Origin of the sequence: Providencia hangzhouensis (genome assembly GCF_029193595.2) — a bacterium.
Lineage (GTDB): Bacteria > Pseudomonadota > Gammaproteobacteria > Enterobacterales > Enterobacteriaceae > Providencia > Providencia hangzhouensis.
In genome coordinates this window covers 3,693,400-3,717,055 of sequence record NZ_CP135052.1, presented here as the reverse complement: position 1 = coordinate 3,717,055, position 23,656 = coordinate 3,693,400, and the positions used below count along the sequence as shown (strand labels likewise).

Here is a 23,656-nt window from a genome sequence, read left to right as displayed (position 1 = left end):
TAATGAGTATTTTAGGGTGCTTCGATGTAGAATTTAATACGTACAAGATGGTTTTATTAGCATCTTGAACCAAAAACAGATATGCAAATTCGCGTATCCTCAAGTTAGGTAATCACAACATTCTAAGAGCTATCTGCTGTTAATAGTGATAGTTTTTGCTGACTATAAATAAATTATATTGTTTTTTCTCTGTTTCCTTTTGATAAAAACAGAGTTGTAATTCTAAAAGTCATATTTTCGACGCTATAATACTATAAATTCTATTTTGTTGTGATATTTGACGATTTTCAGTTTATCTTTCGGTAACATCTGAACGGATAAAAACATTTACGCGTGGTGTATAACGAGTTATTTAACATGCAAGCACAGACAGACAACTTAATTGAAGTACGGAACATGTCCTTTACTCGAGGAAATCGGAAAATATTTGAGAATATTAATCTGACCGTTCCCCGTGGAAAAATTACGGCAATTATGGGGCCGTCAGGGATTGGTAAAACCACATTACTGCGCTTGATTGGGGGCCAATTACGGCCAAACGAAGGTGAAATTTGGTTTGATGGTGACAATATTCCAACACTGTCACGCTCAAAGCTGTATCAGTCCCGTAAAAAGATGAGCATGCTGTTTCAATCAGGGGCGCTATTTACGGATATGAACGTATTCAATAATGTGGCTTTCCCTCTACGTGAGCACACGAATCTGCCAGAATCGCTGATTCACACTACGGTAATGATGAAATTAGAGGCGGTTGGTTTACGTGGCGCCGCAAAATTAATGCCATCCGAATTGTCAGGTGGTATGGCACGGCGTGCTGCATTAGCGCGTGCTATCGCACTTGACCCAGATTTAATCATGTTTGATGAACCTTTTGTCGGTCAAGACCCGATTACTATGGGGGTTTTGGTTAAATTGATTGATGAGCTTAATCAAGCACTGGGTGTGACCTGTGTCGTGGTTTCCCATGATGTTCCAGAAGTATTGAGCATCGCAGATAATGCTTATATTGTTGCACAGCAGCACGTCATTGCTCAGGGAACAGGTGAGGAATTACGTGAAAACCAAGACCCTCGTGTGCGACAATTTCTTGATGGTATTGCGGATGGGCCTGTTCCATTCCGTTTTCCCGCCAATGATTATCTAGCTGATTTATTAGGGTAAAATAAGATGATAATAAAGGCGATAGCAGCCTTCGGACGCCGATGGATTGATATATTTTCCGCGTTTGGTCGAGCAGGTTACATGCTGTTTCGCGCCTTACTCGGCAAACCAGAGTTTCGTAAACAATGGCCATTATTGATGAAGCAATTGTACGCTATTGGTGTGCAGTCATTGCTGATCATCGCTGTCTCAGGGTTATTTATTGGGATGGTTTTAGGGTTACAAGGTTATTTGGTTCTCACTACGTTTAGTGCTGAAGCTAGCTTAGGTATGATGGTGGCACTTTCACTATTACGTGAATTAGGCCCTGTTGTGACCGCCTTGTTGTTTGCTGGACGAGCGGGTTCTGCATTAACAGCTGAAATTGGCTTAATGAAAGCGACTGAACAAATTTCTAGCCTTGAAATGATGGCAGTTGACCCGCTTAGGCGTGTGATAGCCCCACGGTTTTGGGCTGGTTTTATTAGTATGCCGTTGTTATCTCTTATTTTTGTTGCTGTCGGTATTTTAGGTGGCGCACTAGTTGGGGTTGACTGGAAGGGGATTGATGAGGGCTTTTTCTGGGCTTCAATGCAATCTTCCGTCGATTGGCGGCTAGATTTAGTCAACTGTGTGATTAAAAGCTTAGTCTTTGCTATCACAGTGACTTGGATCGCATTATTTAATGGCTATGATGCCATCCCAACTTCGGAGGGGATAAGCCAAGCTACAACAAGAACAGTTGTGCATGCGTCATTGTCTGTTTTAGGACTGGATTTCGTACTTACCGCACTGATGTTTGGGAACTAAGTCATGCAAAGTAAAAAAAGTGAAATATGGGTTGGTTGTTTTATGTTGCTGGCGATTGCCGCAATTATCTTTTTATGTTTAAAAGTCGCTGATTTAAAATCGATAGGAAGCCAATCCACCTATCAAATCTCAGCCTCTTTTGAAAATATTGGTGGCTTAAAAGAAGGCTCACCAATTAAAGTTGGTGGTGTGGTGGTTGGCCGAGTTGCCAGTATCACACTAGATAAAAAGAATTATGTTCCTGAAGTTAAAATTGATTTATTGAGCGAATACGACAATATTCCTGATTCAAGCTCGCTGTCAATTCGCACGTCAGGTTTGTTGGGGGAACAGTATATTGCAATGAATATCGGCCCAGATGATGAAGAATTAGGTATAGCAATCTTAAAAAATGGCGGGCGTCTTGAAGATACTAAGCCAGCTATGGTATTAGAAGACTTAATTGGCCAGTTTTTATATAAAAGTGGTGATAGCCAAGGTGCAGAGCCAGAGTCAACTGCACAGTAATTTGATGCTCCCTTTGAAGAATAAAGGAATGAATTATGTTTAAACGTTTAATGATGGTTGCTATGTTGGCAATTGCGCCATTTGCCATGGCAGTAGACCAAACCAACCCTTATAAATTAATGGATGAAGCGGCGGCGAAAACGTTTAACCGCTTGAAATCAGAGCAACCTAAAATTAAGCAAGACCCTGAGTACCTTAGAACAATTGTTCGTGAGGAATTATTACCTTATGTACAAGTTAAATATGCAGGGGCTTTGGTGTTAGGAACCTATTATAAAGGGGCAACTCCAGTACAGCGTGAGGCTTATTTCAAAGCGTTTGAAGATTACCTTGAGCAAGTTTATGGTCAAGCATTGGCCATGTACCATGGTCAAACGTATCAAATAGCACCAGAGCAACCGTTGGGAGATAAAAACATTGTTGCTATTCGTGTGACTATTGTTGATACCAACGGCCGCCCTCCCGTACGTTTAGATTTCCAATGGCGTAAAAATAGTAAAACTGGCTACTGGCAAGCTTACGACATGATTGCAGAAGGTGTGAGTATGATCACAACTAAGCAAAATGAATGGGGTGATATTTTACGTAAGCAAGGTGTTGATGGCTTAACAAAACAGTTAGAAATCAGTGCAAAAGCACCTATTACTTTAGAAGAGAATAAGTAATATGAGTCAGTTGTTAGCATGGGAACTCATTGAAACAACGCTATATTTCAACGGGACATTAGACCGTGATTCGCTTATGTCGTTTTGGAATAGAAAAGAGTCATCGCTAGAACATACTGAAAGTATAGATGTTTCTGGTCTTAAACATGTGGACTCAACAGGGTTGGCGATGCTCGTTCGCTTAAAAGGTGAATTCCAAGCTAAAAACCGTTCACTGAATATTACTGGTGTCAGTGATAACTTGAAGACATTGATTGAGCTATACGGGGTTCAAGAGGTTATTCTCAATTAGGTTAAATATCCTAAATTGGGTCAAGTTATGTAAAAATGAGCGCCTCTATGTGCTTTTCGGCACGAGAGGCGTTTTCTTTGGTTTAAGTGTTAAGCCTAATCCTTTAGGATAGAGGATTAAGCTCTGGCTGTTCTTATTGCGATGTTTCTGTATGCAACGCATGCAATTTGCACTATTTAGAGTAAAATTATAAATCACAAATAATTAATAAATTGAGTCATTATGGATACCAACGAAATTAAGCAAGTATTGATGGAAAAATTGTCTCTGAATGAGGCTATTGTTACTGGTGATGGTAGCCACTTTCAGGTTATTGCTGTCGGTGACATGTTTGACGGCATGAGCCGTGTTAAGCAACAGCAAGCAATTTATGCACCTTTAATGGAGTATATTGCGGATAACCGCATTCATGCTTTGTCTATTAAAGCGTACACCCCTGCGCAATGGGAGCGCGATCGTAAACTTAGTGGCCTTTGATTTCAAAGCCTAAGCGAACAGACTGTAAAATTCGACATACGAGAATACTTGAATGGATAAGTTTTTAGTTAAAGGACCAACCCGCTTAGAGGGTGAGGTCACGATATCTGGCGCAAAAAATGCGGCATTACCAATTCTGTTCGCTGCTCTGTTGGCTGAAGAGCCAGTAGAAATACAGAATGTCCCTCATTTGAGGGATATTGACACAACGATTAAATTATTAAATCAACTTGGTACTAAAGTAAAACGCAATGGCTCAGTATATGTCGATGCAAGCACGGTAACGACATACTGCGCGCCTTATGACCTCGTTAAAACCATGCGTGCATCCATTTGGGCTTTAGCGCCATTGGTTGCCCGTTTTGGTCATGGTGAAGTCTCTTTACCAGGTGGTTGTGCTATCGGTGCTCGCCCTGTTGATTTACATATTTCTGGTTTAGAGCAATTAGGCGCAAAGATTGCTTTAGAAGATGGTTATGTGAAAGCAACGGTTGATGGTCGCTTAAAAGGTGCTTGCATTGTGATGGATAAAGTCAGTGTGGGGGCGACAGTCTCTATTATGACAGCGGCAACCTTAGCTGAAGGAACCACAATAATTGAAAATGCGGCACGTGAACCTGAAATTGAAGATACCGCTAACTTCCTAAATACCCTAGGTGCAAAAATCACTGGGGCAGGGACTGACCGCATTGTAATTGAAGGTGTTGAACGTTTAGGCGGTGGAGTTTATAAAGTACTGCCTGACCGTATTGAAACGGGAACATTCTTGATTGCTGCTGCGGTTTCACGCGGTAAAGTCATCTGCCGTAATGCTCGCCCAGATACACTGGATGCGGTGCTAGCTAAATTGCGTGAAGCTGGGGCTAAAATTGAAATCGGTGATGACTGGATTAGCCTAGATATGGAAGGCAAGCGTCCAAAAGCGGTGACATTACGTACAGCACCACACCCAGGGTTCCCAACTGATATGCAAGCACAGTTTAGCTTACTTAATCTTGTTGCTGATGGGGCGGGGATGATCACTGAAACGATTTTTGAAAATCGTTTTATGCATATCCCTGAGCTGATCCGTATGGGAGCTCATGCTGAAATTGAAAGCAATACTGTGTTATGTCACGGTGTTGAAAAATTAACTAGTGCGCAGGTAATGGCAACAGATTTACGAGCATCTGCAAGTTTAGTTATTGCGGGCTGCATTGCTGAAGGGACAACGACAGTTGACCGTATTTATCATATTGACCGTGGTTATGAGCACATCGAAGATAAGCTACGTGGTTTAGGTGCTGATATTCAACGCGTACATTCAGATGATTAATGCATTGGTAGGGTGAATGGGGCTCCTCCATTCAGCGAATCAAAAAAGGTTGTTCGATATCGAGCAACCTTTTTTTACGAAAGAGTATTTATCAATGATTATCCTGCCTGCTCATCAGGAATTTCTTCAATAATCACATCAATGTTTTTAATTTCGCCATCTCGTAAGATTTGCACTGCGGTTTTGCTTCCGGGGCGGATTTCTGCGACTAAATCCATGGTTTCTGCGGCTGAAATAGCAGGTTTGCCATCAACCGATAAAATAATATCCCCTTGTAGTATGCCCGCTTTAGCTGCTGGCCCATTTGGGGCAACTTGGAAAACCCGCAAGCCTTGTATTTGGTTAATATTATTGTTATTTGACCTAATTTGAGGCAGTTCACGCGCCGTAATACCAATATAACCACGGATCACTCGGCCATCACGGATTAGCTTATCCATGATTTTAGTGGCAAGGGCGGTTGGAATGGCAAAGCTTAACCCCTCAGAACTAATGCCTTGGCCTGCTGTGAAAGAAAGTGTGTTAATGCCAACTAACTCCCCCTCGGTATTAATTAATGCCCCGCCAGAGTTACCCGAGTTGATTGAGGCATCGGTTTGCAGGAAATTTTGCCGACGGGTAGAGCTTAACCCTACGCGACCCGTTGCACTGATAATCCCCTGAGTAACGGTTTGGCCTATGTTATAAGGGTTACCAATAGCGAGTACGACATCACCAACATGAGTGACCCGTTGCGTATTAATTGGAATAACGGGTAGGTTATCAGCGTCAATTTTCAGTACGGCGAGATCAGTCAATGGGTCCGAGCCAACCAGTAAGGCATCAAAAATAGCACCATCTTGTAAAGCGACTAAGATTTGGTCTGGGTTATCAACGACGTGTTTATTCGTGATAATGTAGCCATTTGGGCTCATGATCACACCCGAACCGAGGGATTTTAATTCACGCCCTGACTGGGAAAAACTACCTTTTGAGCTACTGTAAACATAGACTACTGCAGGCGCAGCACGGCGTACTGCTTTATTATAACTGACGGGCTCGCTATTTGTTTTACCATATAATAAGTCGGCTAAACCTTGGGGGCGCAACGAAGGAACCGCAACGATAATAATCAATGCAGTCAACAGGCCAAGCATGACAGATAAGGTTAGCTTCTTCACCATAGGATATAGAATATTTAGTTATTGCTTAAACATGTTCAGAGCATAACATAAAAAAACAGGTACAGCAGAGTGATACTGTACCTGTTTTGTTGATTTTCAGATGGTTTTTGATGAATTAATTTTTCATCAGTAAATATAAGGTTTCACCGTCACGTAATACTTTCATTGCTAATACAGGAGGTTTAGCATCAATAATCTTACGGAATTGTTCAATAGTCTCAACTCGAGCGTCATTAACACCAAAGATTAAATCGCCTTTTACGAGGCCAATGGCGGCAGCTGGCGATTTTGGTGCCACGCTATCAACTTGTACACCTTTAGTATTGCTAACGGTTGCATTAGAAATCGTTGCACCTAATAAGGATTCGCTCAACTTTTCAGCTTTAGTTGTTGAGCCTTCATCGTTCTCAAGAACCACTTTGACTTCCATCGGTTTGCCTGAACGGATTAAACCGATAGTGATCTCTTTACCAATTTGGCTGGTACCGATTTTGGCTCTTAACTCTGCAAAGCTATTAATGCGTTTACCATCAACGGAAACTAACACGTCACCGGATTTAATACCCGCTTTAGCTGCAGATGATTTAGGTAAAACTTCACTCACGAAGGCACCACGCTGCGCATCAATATTAAATGCTTTAGCGATATCGGAGTTCATTTCAGTACCTTTGATGCCTAAGATCCCGCGTTTTACTTCACCATGTTTAATTAACTGCTCGCTAAGGTTTTTCGCCATATTACTTGGGATCGCGAAACCGATACCGATATTACCGCCGCCAGGTGCCAAAATCGCCGTGTTAATACCGATTAATTCACCGTTTAGGTTAACGAGAGCACCACCAGAGTTACCACGGTTAATGGAAGCATCGGTTTGGATAAAGTTTTCTAGGCCTTCAAGGTTTAAGCCGCTACGACCTAATGCTGAGATAATGCCAGATGTTGCTGTTTGCCCTAAACCAAATGGGTTCCCGACTGCAACCGCAAAATCACCTACACGCAATTTGTCAGAGTCTGCAATACTAACAGCAGTTAAGTTTTTGATATCTTTTGCATTGCTTATTTTCAATAACGCGATATCGGTTTGTGGGTCTTTCCCAATTAAGTTAACGGCAATTTCACGGCCATCGTTTAATTGAATTTGTATTTTGTCGGCGCCATCAATTACATGGTTATTGGTTAAAATATAACCTTGCTGAGCATCAATAATGACACCAGAACCCAAGCCTTCAAATGGACGTACGCTTTGTTGCTGTTGTGGTATATTCGGGCCAAAAAAGAATTTAAGCTCTTCTGGAATTTGTTGGTTCTGTACGCGAGTACCAGACACATGAATATTCACTACAGCTGGCAATACTTTTTCAAGCATTGGAGCTAAGCTAGGCATGTTCTGGCTTTGTGCTGTTGCAGGTAAAGTGGCAGGCAATGCTGCGCTACTAACCGCAGGAATAGCCGCTAAAGATAAGCCTAAACTCATTGCTGCTGCGGTAAGAAAAAAGTTTTTTCTTTTCATAATTCAGTCGATTCTCTCAAGAATAAGTTATCAACTCACTGTGAATGCGGTTTTAGAAGAAACACAATGCGTTGAGATAATATTGGTTGGTATCAGATTCAATTTTACTGATGACTATGACCACCGATTATGCGCAAAAGTTCCCATGACGGGTAGCGAATATCCACTCTTTTACATCTATTTACATGTACCTTAAGTGAAACTTTAACTTCTATACAGTAGATAAATAAATTATTAAATTATATTTGGATGGAAATCTTGTTCAGAATTATTAACTAAAAATTTAATAATGGAAGACACACGGAAAGTGATAAAATTTAGTAGGTTTTATAGGAAATCACCAGTAAGCACTGCTTACTGGTGATAAAAGATAAAAATTTACTTTTCTTTCTCATCAATAGGACGGAATAGACCCGAAGCACCATCTGAGTAATCTCTTGGTGGCATTTTAACAGGCGCTTGGTCGTTATCTGCTTCAGATTCGGTTAAACGATAGTTAAATGGGTTGTCTTGAGCTGGCATATCAGGCATTAATTCAGATGAACTTTGTGCCATGTGTTGGTATAGCTGGCGGTAATCGCGCGCCATTTTATCCAATAATTCTGCGCTACGAGCAAAATGGCTAACAAGTTCTTTACGGTACTCTTCGAGTTCAGTACTTTTTTTGTCTAGCTCAGCTTGCGCTGTTTTTTGTTGGCGAAGCTTTGGGTTACCATAGCGCACAACTAATGCACCGATGATAAAACCCACAATCAATCCGATTAATGCATACTCCCAGGTCATGCTGACTCCTTCATTACTTCAATGTTCACAGATTCAATGTTCGCAGAAATTAAATGTTGTTACCGTTACTATACCTTAAATAATTCAAGTTGCATGTAAGCGTCAAGTAAAGCGTCTTAACATATTGTAATTTGGCTAGTTAAGTGATGACAAAATCTACAAGCCCTGAGTAGGTAGGTTAAATTAGTCAACAACTTATTAAGAGTGGAATCTTAAATCGAATTTCCTTACTCTATAGCGGCTCGTTAACCGAAAGTTAAATGATAACTGAATCTGGTTATAATAAAGGCAGTGTATATCAAATAACGGTAAAAAAACCGAAAAATTTTTAAGGATTATTCAGTTAATGTCGCCGATGACCCCTACAATACGTTATCAACAAGCGCTGGCTGATGGAAACTACCAGCCAGATGACGTACAAAAGCTCGCTGTAGAACGCTTAGATAAAATATATCAGCAGCTTGTTAATACAACTTCTTCCACTTTACAAGATAAGCCCTCAGGTTTAAAGCAACGCTTTAGCCGCCTTCTTGGTAAAGCATCGACAGCACCAATTACCCCAGTAAGAGGGTTATATATGTGGGGCGGAGTAGGGCGTGGAAAAACATGGCTGATGGATATGTTTTACGAAAGTTTACCGGGTAACCGTAAAATTCGCTTACATTTTCATCGCTTTATGAAGAAAGTACAAGAAGATTTGATGGCATTACAAGGGCAAGAGAACCCGCTGGATATTATTGCGGATGAGTTTAAAAAACAAACAGATGTGTTGTGTTTTGATGAATTTTTTGTGTCAGATATTACCGACGCTATGATCCTTGGCACTTTACTCGAAGGGCTATTTGCTCGAGGTATCACACTGGTTGCTACCTCAAATATCATCCCTGATAATCTCTATCGTAACGGTTTGCAGCGAGCTCGTTTCTTACCTGCTATTGAGCAAATTAAAAAATACTGTGATGTAATGAATGTCGATGCAGGCATTGATTACCGCTTAAGAACTTTAACTCAAGCGCATCTTTTTTTATCCCCAATTAATTCTCAAAATCGTCAGCATTTAGATGAGGTTTTCGTTAAATTGGCGGGTAAGCAAGGGGAGCAAAATCCCGTTTTAGAGGTTAATCATCGTAAGATGCAAGCCATTCATGCTGCGGAAGGGGTGCTAGCCATCGAGTTTAAAGTTCTATGTGAAGAGCCTCGTAGCCAAAATGACTACATTTACCTATCAAATTGCTACCACACTGTGTTGCTGTACAATGTCCCCGTGATGGGAGCAACAGATGAAAATCCAGCGCGTCGTTTTTTAGCGTTAATTGATGAGTTTTACGAACGAAAAGTTAAATTAGTCATTAATGCTGAAGTGCCAATGGAGTCGCTGTATCAAGGGCAACTTTTGGTTTTTGAGTACCAACGCTGCTTGTCTCGATTGCAAGAAATGCAAAGTGAAGAGTACCTGAAAATACCTCATTTAACTTAAGGTAAACGACAAAGCAGGGTTATTAGCGAACAAGTTACCTGAATTGCATGATTTAAGCACAATATACGATGTTTATTTGAGCAAACGTAAAAAAAATGCATTTGGGGTCGATTTTTGTTTCTGACTTCTCTATAATCTTGCGACCCCACGTTACAGCGTTGTTTTTTATTTCCCAAAAAATAACGCATTAATGCCAGTTAGGCTGCTCGAAGGGGTAGGTTTACTGGACAAAGAGTCGTGTGAACCTCAGAAAGCTTATGAACATGAGTGTTCACCAACGTGTAACTTCAATATTGGGTAAGTTTTAATGAAAACTTTTACAGCTAAACCAGAGACCGTAAAACGCGACTGGTACGTTGTTGATGCAGATGGCAAAACTTTAGGCCGTCTTGCAACTGAAATTGCTAGCCGTCTGCGCGGTAAGCATAAAGCGGAATATACTCCGCACGTGGATACTGGTGATTACATCATCGTTCTGAATGCAGAAAAAATTGCTGTTACCGGCAATAAACGCGAAGACAAAATCTACTATCGCCACACTGGCCATGTAGGTGGAATCAAGCAAGCAACTTTCGAAGAAATGATTGCTCGCAGTCCTGAGCGTGTGCTTGAAATCGCGGTTAAAGGCATGTTGCCAAAAGGACCTCTGGGTCGTGCAATGTACCGTAAACTGAAAGTTTACGCAGGTAATGAGCACAACCACGCGGCTCAACAACCGCAAGTTCTTGACATTTAATCGGGATTATAGCAATGGCTGAAAATCAATACTACGGCACTGGTCGCCGCAAAAGCTCATCTGCTCGTGTCTTTATTAAGCCGGGTAGCGGTAACATCACAATCAATCAACGTACACTGGAACAATACTTTGGTCGCGAAACTGCGCGCATGGTCGTTCGTCAGCCGTTAGAGTTGGTTGAAATGTTGGAAAAATTGGATCTGTACATCACTGTTAAAGGTGGTGGTATTTCAGGTCAGGCAGGCGCAATCCGTCACGGTATTACTCGTGCACTGATGGCTTATGATGAGACTCTTCGTTCTGATCTGCGTAAAGCTGGTTTCGTTACCCGTGATGCGCGTTCTGTTGAACGTAAAAAAGTGGGTCTGCGCAAAGCACGTCGTCGTCCACAGTTCTCCAAACGTTAATTTATTACCCTTTGGGTATAAAATTGATGAAAAAACCCGTCTTAATGGCGGGTTTTTTATTGCCTATTGTTTTACTTACATTTTTATTATTGATGCTAGAATAGCTGTGTCTAATTATGATACTTTATAAAAGAATGAATATAATTAAAGAGAAAAATAATAATTTAGTCTAAAATCAAAAATAATTATTAGTGGAACAATATTGGGATAATTCTACTAAATATAACCCGAACCCTAGAGTTTACTTTAGGTTTTTTATTCTATTTATCTTTGCTTTTTCATTAAAAAACTCTGAATTTTTATCTTTTTGAACCTAAGAATGAAATAAATCTGTGATTTTTTCGGTGTGTTCCCCCTAAGTTGTACAAAATCTGTTAGAATATGCCCCTGTTTTTTTATTTCACATTTCTCGCCTTTACTGTGCGGGAGGGTTGTGTTGACTTTCAGTATGGATAAATGAGAGTTAAACACAGGGGATTTTAAAATGGGTAATGGGTAATTAAAAATTAATTACATTTCGTCCATTTTGTATTTTGGAGGTTTTAATGGCTGTCGCTCCTAATAAACGTTCGGTAATGACATTGTTCTCTGGCCCTACTGACATTTTTAGCCATCAGGTACGGATTGTTTTGGCTGAAAAAGGGGTAAGTGTTGAAATTGAACATGTCGAACCCGGTCATCTGCCTCAAGATCTGATTGATCTCAACCCATACCAAAGCGTTCCAACATTAGTTGATCGTGACCTGACTCTGTATGACCCACACATTATCATGGAATACCTTGATGAGCGTTTTCCTCATCCGCCATTAATGCCTGTTTATCCAGTTGCACGTGGGACTAGCCGTCAATTGATGCACCGCATTCAAAATGATTGGTATTCATTAATGAGCAAAATAGAGAATGGTAGTGCGCAAGAGGCAGCAAACGCTCGTCGCCAACTCTCTGAAGAACTGATTGCGGTTTCTCCTGTTTTTGCTGAAATGGAATTCTTCATGAGTGAAGAGTTTAGTCTCGTAGATTGCTATTTGGCTCCGTTGCTATGGCGTTTACCTGTACTCGGTATTGAATTGAACCCATCTAGCAGCAAATATCTGCAATTATATATGCAACGTGTGTTTGCACGTGACGCATTCTTAGCATCTTTGACTGAATCTGAGCGCGAAATGCGTTTGTCTACAAGAGGCTAAAAGAATGATGGAAATGACAGCAATGTCACCACGTCGCCCTTATTTGTTACGTGCCCACTATGAGTGGTTGCTTGATAACGATATGACTCCGCATTTGGTGGTTGATGTCACCGTTCCAGCGGTTAACGTTCCGATGGAATTTGCTCGAGATGGGCAAATTGTATTGAATGTTGCGCCAAGAGCTGTTGGTAATTTTGAAATAACCAACGAAGAAGTGCGTTTTAATGCTCGCTTTGGTGGGATACCTCGCCAAGTTTATGTCCCAATGGCCGCAATTATGGCGGTATATGCACGTGAAAATGGGGCTGGAATGATGTTTGAGCCTGAAGCTGCTTATGATGCAGAGTTATCAGCAGGTTTTGAACAGGTCGAAGAGCTTGAAGACAACATTTCTTTAGTTCATGAAACTGAATCTGTGGATGAAAATTCGCATGAGCCATCAGGGGATGAACCACCACGACCACCAAAAGGTCGGCCTTCGTTAAGGGTTGTCAAATAATCCATTAGCCGGGTTAGCAGTTAATGAATGAACAGAGGGGAATAAACCCTCTGTTTTTTATATAAATGAATCATTAAACCCCTAAAAATAATAAAATCCCTTCAGCAGCATTGCGCCCATCAGCAATAGCAGTCACAACAAGATCTGAGCCTCTTATTGTATCCCCGCCGGCAAACACTTTTTCATGGGAGGTTTGATAAGGAAAGGGACTGTTACGGTTTGCTATAATATGACCATATTTATCGCGCTGGATTAACGGTTTATCTAACCAAATTTGGTTATGAGGAATAAATCCATAAGCCACAATTATGGCATCGGCTTCGATAAAAAAAGTTGAATCTTTAATTAGTTCTACTTGATAACGGCCATTTTCTAATTCCCCATTTTGCGTACGAGCGGCATAAACTCCCATAAGTTGTTGCTGTTCATTAATCACAAATTCAGTGACTTGCATATTAAAATGGAACTGGGCTCCTTCATCTAATGCATTAGCGACTTCTTTTCGTGAGGCTGGCATACTTTGTTCATCTCTACGATAGAAACAGCTAACCTGCTTCGCTCCTTGACGAATAGCGGTACGTACGCAATCCATTGCAGTATCTCCACCACCTAATACGATGACTCTTTTTGCGTGTAAATTAATATAGGGTTCGCCATTAGGGTTGGAAAGTTGCATTAAATGGCGTGTATTTGCGATTAGATAGGGAAGTGCTTCAAAAACGCCCTGAATCGCTTTTTTAGGTAAGTTACCTCGAATTGCTTGGTAAGTACCAGTACCAATAAAAATAGCGTCATAATTGGAAAGAAGCTCGTTTAGAGAGACATCTGTCCCTACTTCAGTATTCAATTGAAACTGAATACCCATTTCTGTAAATATTTCCCGTCTTTGGACCATTAGCTTCTTTTCTAGCTTAAATGACGGAATACCAAAGGTTAGTAGGCCCCCTATTTCAGGGTGTTTATCAAAAACGACGACATTTACACCATTTCGAATAAGCACATCTGCGCAAGAAAGACCCGCAGGGCCTGCACCAATAATGGCGACACGTTTGTTTACAGAGCTAATATGGGAAAGGTTTGGCCGCCATCCCATCGCAAAAGCAGTATCATTAATATACCGCTCAATATGACCAATAGTCACAGAACCTGTTGTATCATGAAGTACACATGCTAATTCGCAGAGTTTTTCTTGTGGGCAAACGCGCCCACAGATTTCAGGTAAACTATTGGTATGGTGAGATAATTCAGCAGCTTCGATAATTTTATCTTCAGCAGCAAGCTTGAGCCACTTCGATATTGGGTTATGTAGTGGGCACTTCCATTCACAAAAAGGGCTACCGCAAGAGAGACAACGGTTGGCTTGCTGTTGTGCATCGACGGTATTATTGGATTCATAGACTTCAGTAAACTCTATTTTACGGATTTCCAGCGCTTTTTTGGGGGGCTCGCAACGTTGGGGGCCGAAAATATTTGAATTCATGGCATTCCTTACTGAATTTTGTCTGATTTTACTTGAGATAGCTTGGGCTTTTACTTTGATTTTAGCGGCCTTCCACAAGAAACAGTAGCGTTATTGTTTTGATTTTTATGTGATTTTGATTAAAAAACACCCAAAATAAATTTTTACTTTATCTAACACAAAGAAAATACCTGATTGTTTTTTATCATTAATAGTAAAAAATGGCTATTGAATGAGCAGGATCGACATTTCGAGTGAATAATCATCCGAAACTGCCTTGTTTGATATATGATTCAAAGAGAATTTAACTAAGGGGTGGTTATGAAAGTACTTCGCGGCCTTGCGCAATACTATGTCGATTTAATGATGAAGCTCGGGCTGGTGCGATTTTCTCTGTTACTCGCATCTGCACTTGTTGTTCTCGCCATGATAATGCAAATGGCAGTGACAATTGTTTTAAGAGGGCATGTTGATAGCCTCGATATGGTGGGGTCAATTTTCTTTGGGTTAATTATTACCCCATTAGCTGTTTACTTTTTGTCGGTGGTGGTTGAGCAGCTTGAAGAGTCTCGGCAGCGTTTATCGCGAATGGTTGATAAACTTGAAGTTATGCGAAAACGTGATGCTGATTTAAACACTCAGTTACAGGGAAATATTGAACAGCTTAACCTTGAAATTCTAGAGCGAGAAAAAGCAGAGCGTGCTCATTTAGAACTTCTGGAACAATTAAAACAAGAAATGAAGTACCGTGAGCAGACGCAAATTGAACTTGAGCAGCAATCTGTTTTACTTCGTTCATTCCTCGATGCCTCACCTGATTTAGTTTATTACCGCAACGAAAATAATGAGTTTTCGGGGTGTAACCGGGCAATGGAACTATTGACTGGAAAAAGTGAAAAACACTTAGTTGGGTTAACTCCATTAGATATTTATGATGTTGAAATTGCCTCTAAGGTTATGGAAACCGATGAAAAAGTATTTCGTCATAATGTTTCTCTCACTTATGAACAATGGTTGGTATATCCAGATGGTCGTAAAGCCTGTTTTGAACTTCGTAAAGTGCCTTTTTATGATCGCGTTGGTAAACGCCATGGTCTGATGGGCTTTGGGCGCGATATAACGGAGCGTAAACGCTATCAGGAGGCGTTAGAGAGCGCGAGTAGGGAGAAAACCACCTTTATTTCTACAATCAGCCACGAGCTTCGTACCCCCCTTAACGGCATTGTTGGTTTGAGCCGAATTTTATTAGATACAGATTTAACTTCGGAACAATCTAGCTATTTAAAAACTATTCATGTAAGTGCCGTTACGTTAGGTAATATATTCAATGATATTATTGAGATGGATAAAATTGAACGCCGTAAAGTTCAGTTAGATAACCAGCCCATCACATTATCTGAATTTGTGAATGATTTAGAGAATTTAAGTGGATTATTGGTACAGCCAAAAGGGCTTAAATTTGTCATGGATGTTGCCCCTGCATTACCGAAAACGGTGTTAACTGATGGGACCCGTTTGCGGCAAATATTGTGGAATTTAATTGGTAACGCAGTTAAGTTCACGCAAAAAGGTGAAGTGAAGCTTAGTATTTGGCAAGAAGCTGAAAATAAATTGTTTTTCAGGGTTCAGGATAGTGGCATAGGTATACCTAAGGGTGAATTAGATAAAATCTTTGCAATGTATTACCAAGTAACAGATTCTGCTGGAGGTAAACCTGCAACTGGAACGGGTATTGGGCTTTCTGTATCTCGTCGCTTAGCACAAAATATGGGAGGCGATATACAAGTTGAAAGTGAAATAGGCCAAGGTTCCACCTTTACTTTATCTATCACAGCGCCTGTTGTTGAAAGTCATGTTATTGAACAGCAAGATAGTGAAGACGATTACCCATTGCCTGCATTACATATTTTACTCGTAGAAGATATTGAACTGAATGTTGTTGTTGCTTGTTCTGTATTAGAAAATTTAGGAAATACGGTTGATGTGGCAATGAATGGGAAAGATGCTCTCGAGATGTTTGCCCCTGGAGAATATGATTTAGTTTTATTGGATATCCAATTACCTGATATGACAGGCCTAGATATCTCTCGGCAACTCAAACAGCAGTACGATAAGCAAGACTTACCCCCATTGATTGCTTTAACGGCAAATGTTCTTAAAGATAAAAAAGAATACTTTGATGCAGGTATGGATGGGGTATTGAGTAAACCATTATCAGTTCCAGCATTGACCCAAATTATTGAGCAATTTTGGGGGGAGCAATCTACTCAACCTGAAAAAATATCGGGTGAGCATGAGACTTCGAGTGTTGATGAATCTAGGCTCGATTGCGATATGCTAGAACAGTATATTGAGTTAGTTGGCCCTAAGCTTATTTATGATGGTCTAGATGTCTTTGAAAAAATGCTGCCGGGTTACTTAGCTATTCTTGATTCAAATATGGTGGCTAAAGACCAAAAAGGGATTGTTGAGGAAGCTCATAAAATAAAAGGCGCAGCAGGTTCTGTTGGCTTAAAGAACTTACAGAAAATTGCACAACAGATTCAATCTCCTGATTTACCTGCATGGTGGGACAATGTGCAAGAATGGGTCGATGAATTAAAACAGGATTGGAAAGCAGATATAGAAACTTTGAGAAACTGGGTTGATGAGCGTACAAAAAAATAACCCCAACCGAAGTTGGGGTGCGCGAATACTGCGCCAACACCAGGGAAATCGTTGATTTGCATGTGCTTTTTGTTTTTTGCAAATCATAAAATTAGGTATATCACTGTAAAGGGCAACATCAAGATACCAAAATTTAGCGAATCTGTTACAAGATTCATTAAAATCTGTGATGAAGATTGATGTTTATGCACCTTAGCGCCTGAGAGATAATTTACTACAAATGGAGGAAGATATGAAATCAATTGCGGTTATTTTAAGTGGCTGCGGTGTTTTTGACGGAAGCGAGATTCATGAGTCAGTGCTAACTATGCTAGCTTTGAGTCAATATAATGCTGAGGTTCATTTTTTTGCGCCTGATGAGTTACAACCTACTGTTATAAATCATATAAATGGCGAATTAAAAACAGAAAAACGTAACCAAATGGAAGAATCTTCACGTATTACACGTGGGAAAATATCACCTTTATCGTCAGCTGATGCTTCAAAGCTAGATGCCCTCATTATTCCTGGTGGTTTTGGGGCGGCAAAAAATTTATGTGATTTCGCAGTTAAAGGAAGCGAGTGTGAAATTAATAAAGAACTATTAAGTTTAGTACGCCAAATGCACCAACAGAAAAAGCCGCTAGGGCTGATGTGTATTGCTCCAGTGATGCTTCCTAAAATGTTAAATACATCAGTAGAACTAACTATTGGAGATGATAGTGAAACGATTGCTCAAATAGAAATTATGGGGGGGAAACATATTAAATGTGCTGTTGATGATATTGTAATTGATGAAGTTAACCGAGTTGTTACAACACCTGCTTATATGCTAGCTCAATCAATTTCTGAAGCAAATACGGGTATTAATAAGCTTGTTAAGAAAGTATTGGAAATGGCGTGATTATTTGAATGCGAACTATTGTTTCTAGATTATGGCACTGGTTAAAGAAGATCACATTTTCATTACTTGTGGTGTGGATTTGTTCAGTCATTTTATTTAAATACATACCAGTGCCTTTTTCTGCAGTGATGATTGAACGGCAAGTTAGTGCATGGATAAACTTAAATTTTTCTTATGTGTCTCATTCTGAATGGGTAGATGAAAATCACATTTCTCCGTATATCTATTTAGCAGTAATTGCAGCGGAAGATCAAAATTTTCCTCATCATTGGGGGTTCGACCTTGATGCAATTGAGCGAGCTTACAAACATAATTTGAGTAATAAACAAACAATTAGAGGGGCTTCAACTATCTCACAGCAGACAGTAAAAAATGTGTGGTTATGGGATGGAAGAAGTTGGTTAAGAAAAGGCTTAGAGACAGTAATGACTCCTGTTATGGAGCTTTTATGGTCAAAGAAAAGAATACTGACCGTTTATCTTAATATAGTAGAGTTTGGTGATGGTGTTTTTGGGGTCGAAGAGGCTGCAAATAAATTCTTTAATAAGCCTGCTAGCAAGCTTTCAATGAGTGAGGCTGCACTATTAGCTGCGGTTTTGCCTAATCCTCATAGATATAGTGTAAAAAACCCATCTTCTTATGTGCTCAAAAGGCAAGCTTGGATCTTGAACCAAATGCACTTATTGGGAGGTAAGAATTATCTGAAAATAAACCAGTTGATGAACGAATAAGAAAAAAGCCATGGTTTTTAACCCACGGCTTTTGTTTTTATAACAATATATTATTGTTTATGATTAATTAAGATAAGTGAAAGCAGTCGTTACTCGACGAACACCATCTGTTTCACTAGCGATTTTCGCCGCTGCATCTCCTTCTTGCCTTGTTAATACACCTAGCAAGAAAACCTCACCGTTTTCAGTAATGACTTTCACACTACCAGATTTAACGCTATCACTCGCGAGGATTTTAGATTTAACTTTGGTTGTTAACCAAGTATCTTTTGAGGCTGTACCTAAATCAACAGGCTCACCACTACGGACTTCATTATAAACTGCGATGGTGCCATCAACGTTAGAGGCTATTTGTTTTGCTCGTTCAGCCCAAGCCATATCAGGGCTTTGGCCTGTTAGCAGAACATTTCCTTTATAAGCGGTTGCAATGATACGAGCCTTGCCCGTAATTTCTTTATCTTTGTTCAGTTGCCCACTAACTCGAGCTTCTAAGGTGCCATCGTCAACTTGTTGACCAACTGTACGAGGGTCAGTTGCGCTTTTTGTTGCAACAGCAGCGGAACCGACTACAGCAGCACCAATACAACCTTGTAATAGAATAGTACTAATGACTATGGCAAAAACCGGAATTAATCGCATTTTATCTCCTTAATCGTCCTGATGTGGGAAAAGAGTATTATCTATGAGGTCACATAGACAATTTACAGTAAGAAGGTGGACTTCTTGAATTCGAACACTTCGTTGGGATGGAATACGAATTTCAACATCTTGGGGGCCAAGTAAACCTGCGAGTTCCCCTCCGTCATAACCTGTTAGGGCGACAATTGTCATGTCTCTAGTCACGGCTGCTTCAACCGCCTTAATGATATCGCTACTATTACCATGGGTTGAAATTGCCATCAAAACATCACCATGTTGCCCTAATGCTCTAACTTGTTTCGCATAAATTTCAGAAGGCTGCTTACTACCCGAAATCGCAGTTAACACTGCATTATCTGTATTAAGTGCTAAAGCGGGTAAGCTAGGGCGTTCGGTTTCAAAGCGATGGATCATACTTGCAGCAAAACGTTGTGCAGTAGCGGCAGAAGCACCATTACCACAACATAAAATTTTGTTGCCATTGAGTAGAGATTGAACCATCATCATCGCGGCTCTTGAAATGGCATCAGGCAGCGCTTCAGCAGCTGCTATTTGAGTTTGTATACTTTCAGTGAAGCAAACTTTTATTCGGTCTAGCACGAGTTTTTCCTTTGTCGCCTCGATATAATTCAAATTATTTTTGTATATTGCCATTATATTTGAATTATAGCTTTGTTGACTGCATGATCAGCGTATAAAACTGATTATATCATTTGTTAATAAATATCATTTTCGTTGAATGCATTTTGTATCCAGGCAAATTGGTTTCCCGTGATGGCGCAGATATCAAAACGGCATGCACTGGTTTCAAAACTTTCTTGCCTTTGTGAGAGCCAATATTTGGCAGCAGCTAATAGTTTTCGACGTTTGTGCCAGTTTACTGATAAAAGTGCATCTCCGTAATCACAATTCTTGCGAAACCGAACTTCAACAAATACCCAACCTGTATTATCTCGCATGATGAGGTCGATTTCTCCGCCTCGGTTCCTTGCATTACGTTCAACAAATGTTAATCCCTGCTGTTTCAGGAATGCGAGCACTTGATTTTCATAGTACCGGCCTGTTAACCATTGTATGGCTTTTGGCATAATTTTCATGACGTCCTTGTCTGAAAAAAAATGAAGTATTCAGTGATGTTATTGTGAGGAAACCACTTTGCCTTGTTTAAATTGCAACCAAGGTAATTCTCGGAACACTACACAGTTTGGTGTAGTACTCAAGGTTCCTGATGCACCATTGATACGAAATTGTCCAGATTGCTGTAGCTTGTCGTAATTGTTGGCTAAAGACCATGCGTCAATACCCATGGCATATAAGCGGAATAAAGAGTAATCATTGTTCAGCTTTTGTTGGGCTTGTTTACGTAAGTTATTGTTTGCACCTGCGAGTAAAGGGATTTCGCTAAATTTAACGCCATCCATTTCAAAGCGGTAGTCTGCGCCAGATCCAGCTTGATTACTGCGAGAGCTTGCATAAAGCGAAGGACGAGAACGAGAACTAATTGCCATTTCAATCATTGGCTTGATTAAGGTCAGCTCATCACGGGTGGCAACAATATAAACGCCGTCAATCGCACCAGCTGAATCGACATATTGTGAGTCTATCGATTGTATTCCGGTATTCACAGGCGTTCCTGTCATACGGATACCTGCGCCGCGATTAATCGACTCTTTTAAAGAAGGGGCAGACCCAAAGGTTTGCATTAAAACGGTCCCGCCGCCTTTTTCTTGCCACCCTTGTGCAAAGGCTTTGGCTATCCTATCACCGAAAGCATTAGCGGGAACTAGTACCAATGGCATTTGCTTACCTTCAGCTTTCATGTAAGCGGCAGCATTTTGTGCCTCATCTTCTGGCGATAATGAAAAATAGCAAAGATTAGGTCGAGGCTGTAATTGGTTCGCATCAAGCTCATTGAGGGCGAGCACACTAACAGGCGCTCCCATTTGGGTTATAACTTGAACGTCACTTTTTAATAATGGCCCAACAATAAGATTGAAACCTTCATTTTTCGCTTGTTCAATAAGCTCAGGCATTTGCTTGTTTGTTGTATCAAACACTTTGACGCTTTGGGTATTCACAGGGGCGGCATCAATACGCAAAGTTGATGTCACCACGTCGCTATCGCTAGAAGTGGGAGCATTACCTGTTGTTGCTGCAACTTGTTCATAAATTTGGTCAAGCACATCATTTCCACTACTTGGTGGCGGTGTTATGGCTGTTTGAGTAGCGGGCCCTTGAGGCAGGCCTTTTTGTGCATCCATAAAGCCTTGCATAATCGCTTGACCGAATACTTGTCCTTGCCCGCTCATGGGTAAAAACAATGCAATCTTAGGGTTTTTGCCCACTTGAGGTATCATGGCTTGTTGCAAAAGAGTCGGCGTTGTCATCACTCCAGGGTTATTCGAGTAACGCATTTTCCAATCGTTATAGCCTGCAAGTAAAGCATCTGTGTCGTCTCGGTTGTTTTGATAAATATCTAAAAGATCGACCCAGCCTTGGAGAATATTTTCATCTGCCCCAATTCCATGAATTTGTTCTGGCGTTAACTGTGTTAACATCTGCCATAACCCATCAATATTAGCTTGGCGTTCAGCGGCTGTTTTTAATAAAGGTTCTTGGCTAATGTAGGCCCTTATCGCCTCCATTGAAGGCTTACCTTGTGCAGCATCAATGATTGCTTGGTAACGGCTAGCATCATCAGATGTACTTTGCTCAGGCGTTTTTTGGGTTGACGGAAAGTATTCCGAGACAATTTGGCACCCTGACAGTGCAAATGTGGACAGCATTGCTGTGCAGATTAACCCTTTTTTCAAATGCAAAAAAATTGAAGGACGCATACTGTATCCAATGGTGTATTTTTCAATTGCTTAATTTTAAACCGGCTATTCGGATGAAACAATGAACCAACCTAATCAAGCTGTGGTTATGGCATCCACGCTGTATATTGTCCCTACCCCAATTGGTAATATGGGGGATATAACGCAACGCGCGTTGGATGTTCTTAAACATGTTGACCTTATTGCAGCAGAGGACACTCGGCATTCAGGCATTCTATTACAGAATTTTGCGATAAATGCGCGGTTGTTTGCTCTGCATGATCATAATGAACAGCAAAAGGCAGATCAATTAATTAGTCGACTTCAACAAGGTGATAGTATCGCATTAGTCTCCGATGCGGGTACACCTTTAATTAATGATCCAGGTTATCATCTAGTTAATCGTTGCCGCGAAGCGGGTATTCGTGTCGTACCTTTACCGGGTGCCTGTGCTGCTATTACCGCGTTATCAGCAGCGGGTTTACCCTCAGACCGTTTTTGTTATGAAGGTTTTTTACCCGCTAAAACAAAAGGGCGTAAAGATGTTTTACAATCTCTCGAACAAGAAACTCGCACGCTGATTTTCTATGAATCAACCCACCGTTTGTTAGACAGTTTAGCAGATATGGTGGAAGTCTGGGGACCGGATCGCCATGTTGTTTTAGCACGTGAAATTACGAAAACGTGGGAGTCCATTGAAGGCCGCCCAGTGGGGGAATTACTCGCTTGGGTAAAAGAAGATGAAAACCGTCACCGTGGCGAAATGGTGTTGATTGTCGAAGGGTATAAAAAGCCAGCTGATGACTCCGCAGTTTCCCCTGAAGTGGTGAGAACATTAAATTTATTACAAAAAGAATTACCCCCTAAAAAAGCGGCTGCAATCACGGCTGAAATTTATGGCCTCAAGAAAAATATGTTGTATAAGTTGATGCTTGATAATCAAAGTGATGAATGATTTTTGGGCAAATACCACGATTTGATTGATATAAGTGGTAAATTGCCCACGCTAGAGTCTGTACAAGCAACAACAAAGTGCCTATAATTCGCCGCGGAGTTGGCCAGACAACCGCTGCTTTATCGTAGTCCCTTCGGGAGACGGGTAGAGGGGAGGAAAGTCCGGGCTCCATAGGGCAGGGTGCCAGATAACGTCTGGGAGGCGCGAGCCTACGACTAGTGCAACAGAGAGCAAACCGCCGATGGCCTGTTTACAGGATCAGGTAAGGGTGAAAGGGTGCGGTAAGAGCGCACCGCGCGACTGGCAACAGTTCGTGGCACGGTAAACTCCACCCGGAGCAAGACCAAATAGGGGTTCATATGGTGCGGCCCGCATTGAACTCGGGTAGGTTGCTGGAGCCAGTGCGCAAGTGCTGGCCTAGATGAATGGTTGTCCATGACAGAACCCGGCTTATCGGCCAACTCCCATTTTTTCGTCATACTTCAAGCTGTGCCTGTGTTGGCTTCATTCGTCAATCCTAGTCACATACTTGTGTATG

General features: G+C 41.0%; 24 protein-coding genes and 1 other RNA gene. 17 read left to right on the top strand and 8 right to left on the bottom strand.

Annotation, left to right across the window (positions count from 1 at the left end):
• The first annotated feature begins 357 nt into the window (after nt 1-357).
• The 7 genes from mlaF to murA all read left to right on the top strand — a co-directional run bounded on the left by mlaF (nt 358) and on the right by murA (nt 5,206).
• Nucleotides 358-1,161 carry a phospholipid ABC transporter ATP-binding protein MlaF gene (gene mlaF, locus PZ638_RS16945; protein ID WP_004258281.1) on the top strand — a complete coding sequence of 268 codons (804 nt, stop codon included), beginning with the start codon at nt 358-360 and terminating at the stop codon, nt 1,159-1,161.
• Between the two features lie 6 nt (nt 1,162-1,167).
• Complete coding sequence (gene mlaE / locus PZ638_RS16940) at nt 1,168-1,950, top strand: lipid asymmetry maintenance ABC transporter permease subunit MlaE (protein WP_004258277.1); 783 nt, start codon at nt 1,168-1,170, stop codon at nt 1,948-1,950.
• 3 nt (nt 1,951-1,953) lie between these two features.
• Nucleotides 1,954-2,457, top strand: a complete 504-nt coding sequence (mlaD, locus tag PZ638_RS16935) for an outer membrane lipid asymmetry maintenance protein MlaD (RefSeq protein WP_004258272.1) — start codon at nt 1,954-1,956, stop codon at nt 2,455-2,457.
• Between the two features lie 35 nt (nt 2,458-2,492).
• Entirely contained in the window at nt 2,493-3,122 is a 630-nt protein-coding gene (gene mlaC, locus PZ638_RS16930) for a phospholipid-binding protein MlaC (protein ID WP_094961514.1), read from the top strand.
• Between the two features lies 1 nt (nt 3,123).
• Nucleotides 3,124-3,414: a lipid asymmetry maintenance protein MlaB gene (mlaB, locus tag PZ638_RS16925; protein ID WP_094961515.1), complete on the top strand. Its 291-nt coding sequence runs from the start codon at nt 3,124-3,126 to the stop codon at nt 3,412-3,414.
• A 222-nt stretch (nt 3,415-3,636) separates the two neighbouring features.
• Complete coding sequence (ibaG, locus tag PZ638_RS16920; RefSeq protein ID WP_004258269.1) at nt 3,637-3,891, top strand: BolA family iron metabolism protein IbaG; 255 nt, start codon at nt 3,637-3,639, stop codon at nt 3,889-3,891.
• A 52-nt stretch (nt 3,892-3,943) separates the two neighbouring features.
• Entirely contained in the window at nt 3,944-5,206 is a 1,263-nt protein-coding gene (murA, locus tag PZ638_RS16915) for a UDP-N-acetylglucosamine 1-carboxyvinyltransferase (protein WP_004258258.1), read from the top strand.
• A 98-nt stretch (nt 5,207-5,304) separates the two neighbouring features.
• On the opposite strand, the gene degS is transcribed toward murA, so the two are convergent.
• The 3 genes from degS to zapG form a co-directional block, all read right to left on the bottom strand.
• Complete coding sequence (gene degS / locus PZ638_RS16910; RefSeq protein WP_004258255.1) at nt 5,305-6,369, bottom strand: outer membrane-stress sensor serine endopeptidase DegS; 1,065 nt, start codon at nt 6,367-6,369, stop codon at nt 5,305-5,307.
• Nucleotides 6,370-6,484: 115 nt separating this feature from the next.
• Nucleotides 6,485-7,879 carry a Do family serine endopeptidase gene (locus tag PZ638_RS16905; RefSeq protein ID WP_094961516.1) on the bottom strand — a complete coding sequence of 465 codons (1,395 nt, stop codon included), beginning with the start codon at nt 7,877-7,879 and terminating at the stop codon, nt 6,485-6,487.
• A gap of 378 nt (nt 7,880-8,257) precedes the next feature.
• A complete protein-coding gene (zapG, locus tag PZ638_RS16900) occupies nt 8,258-8,662 on the bottom strand; it encodes a Z-ring associated protein ZapG (RefSeq protein ID WP_004258244.1) in 405 nt (134 codons plus the stop codon).
• Nucleotides 8,663-9,008: 346 nt separating this feature from the next.
• Between zapG and zapE the strand changes: the two genes are divergently transcribed.
• From zapE to sspB, 5 genes are all read left to right on the top strand, one after another.
• Complete coding sequence (gene zapE / locus PZ638_RS16895) at nt 9,009-10,139, top strand: cell division protein ZapE (RefSeq protein WP_094961517.1); 1,131 nt, start codon at nt 9,009-9,011, stop codon at nt 10,137-10,139.
• 307 nt (nt 10,140-10,446) lie between these two features.
• Complete coding sequence (gene rplM, locus PZ638_RS16890; RefSeq protein ID WP_004258237.1) at nt 10,447-10,875, top strand: 50S ribosomal protein L13; 429 nt, start codon at nt 10,447-10,449, stop codon at nt 10,873-10,875.
• Between the two features lie 14 nt (nt 10,876-10,889).
• Nucleotides 10,890-11,282, top strand: coding sequence for a 30S ribosomal protein S9 (gene rpsI / locus PZ638_RS16885; protein WP_004258235.1), 393 nt, complete (start codon nt 10,890-10,892; stop codon nt 11,280-11,282).
• Between the two features lie 545 nt (nt 11,283-11,827).
• Nucleotides 11,828-12,469: a stringent starvation protein SspA gene (gene sspA, locus PZ638_RS16880; protein ID WP_004258227.1), complete on the top strand. Its 642-nt coding sequence runs from the start codon at nt 11,828-11,830 to the stop codon at nt 12,467-12,469.
• Between the two features lie 7 nt (nt 12,470-12,476).
• Entirely contained in the window at nt 12,477-12,968 is a 492-nt protein-coding gene (sspB, locus tag PZ638_RS16875) for a ClpXP protease specificity-enhancing factor (RefSeq protein WP_172412237.1), read from the top strand.
• A gap of 73 nt (nt 12,969-13,041) precedes the next feature.
• On the opposite strand, the gene PZ638_RS16870 is transcribed toward sspB, so the two are convergent.
• Nucleotides 13,042-14,448 (bottom strand): FAD-dependent oxidoreductase, encoded by a 1,407-nt coding sequence (locus PZ638_RS16870; protein WP_164456015.1) that lies wholly within the window; start codon nt 14,446-14,448, stop codon nt 13,042-13,044.
• Nucleotides 14,449-14,748: 300 nt separating this feature from the next.
• Between PZ638_RS16870 and arcB the strand changes: the two genes are divergently transcribed.
• The 3 genes from arcB (at nt 14,749) to mtgA (ending at nt 18,708) form a co-directional block, all read left to right on the top strand.
• Complete coding sequence (gene arcB / locus PZ638_RS16865; RefSeq protein ID WP_180312128.1) at nt 14,749-17,094, top strand: aerobic respiration two-component sensor histidine kinase ArcB; 2,346 nt, start codon at nt 14,749-14,751, stop codon at nt 17,092-17,094.
• Between the two features lie 232 nt (nt 17,095-17,326).
• A complete protein-coding gene (elbB, locus tag PZ638_RS16860) occupies nt 17,327-17,977 on the top strand; it encodes an isoprenoid biosynthesis glyoxalase ElbB (protein WP_096864412.1) in 651 nt (216 codons plus the stop codon).
• Nucleotides 17,978-17,985: 8 nt separating this feature from the next.
• A complete protein-coding gene (gene mtgA, locus PZ638_RS16855; protein ID WP_094961521.1) occupies nt 17,986-18,708 on the top strand; it encodes a monofunctional biosynthetic peptidoglycan transglycosylase in 723 nt (240 codons plus the stop codon).
• 63 nt (nt 18,709-18,771) lie between these two features.
• Here the strand turns inward: mtgA and dolP are convergent, their stop codons facing one another.
• From dolP to PZ638_RS16835, 4 genes are all read right to left on the bottom strand, one after another.
• Nucleotides 18,772-19,347 (bottom strand): division/outer membrane stress-associated lipid-binding lipoprotein, encoded by a 576-nt coding sequence (dolP, locus tag PZ638_RS16850; protein ID WP_004258215.1) that lies wholly within the window; start codon nt 19,345-19,347, stop codon nt 18,772-18,774.
• A gap of 9 nt (nt 19,348-19,356) precedes the next feature.
• Nucleotides 19,357-19,947, bottom strand: coding sequence for a DnaA initiator-associating protein DiaA (gene diaA / locus PZ638_RS16845; protein ID WP_004908326.1), 591 nt, complete (start codon nt 19,945-19,947; stop codon nt 19,357-19,359).
• A gap of 116 nt (nt 19,948-20,063) precedes the next feature.
• Nucleotides 20,064-20,444, bottom strand: coding sequence for a YraN family protein (locus tag PZ638_RS16840; protein WP_206277224.1), 381 nt, complete (start codon nt 20,442-20,444; stop codon nt 20,064-20,066).
• A 39-nt stretch (nt 20,445-20,483) separates the two neighbouring features.
• The gene (locus PZ638_RS16835) at nt 20,484-22,184 is read right to left on the bottom strand and encodes a penicillin-binding protein activator (RefSeq protein ID WP_206277225.1); all 1,701 of its coding nucleotides are present in this window, start codon (nt 22,182-22,184) and stop codon (nt 20,484-20,486) included.
• A 61-nt stretch (nt 22,185-22,245) separates the two neighbouring features.
• Here PZ638_RS16835 and rsmI point away from each other — a divergent pair, with 61 nt between their 5' ends.
• Together rsmI and rnpB are read left to right on the top strand one after the other, a co-directional pair.
• Entirely contained in the window at nt 22,246-23,118 is an 873-nt protein-coding gene (gene rsmI, locus PZ638_RS16830) for a 16S rRNA (cytidine(1402)-2'-O)-methyltransferase (protein ID WP_004258206.1), read from the top strand.
• Nucleotides 23,119-23,213: 95 nt separating this feature from the next.
• Nucleotides 23,214-23,587, top strand: an RNA gene (gene rnpB, locus PZ638_RS16825) — RNase P RNA component class A.
• Nucleotides 23,588-23,656: the final 69 nt, after the last annotated feature.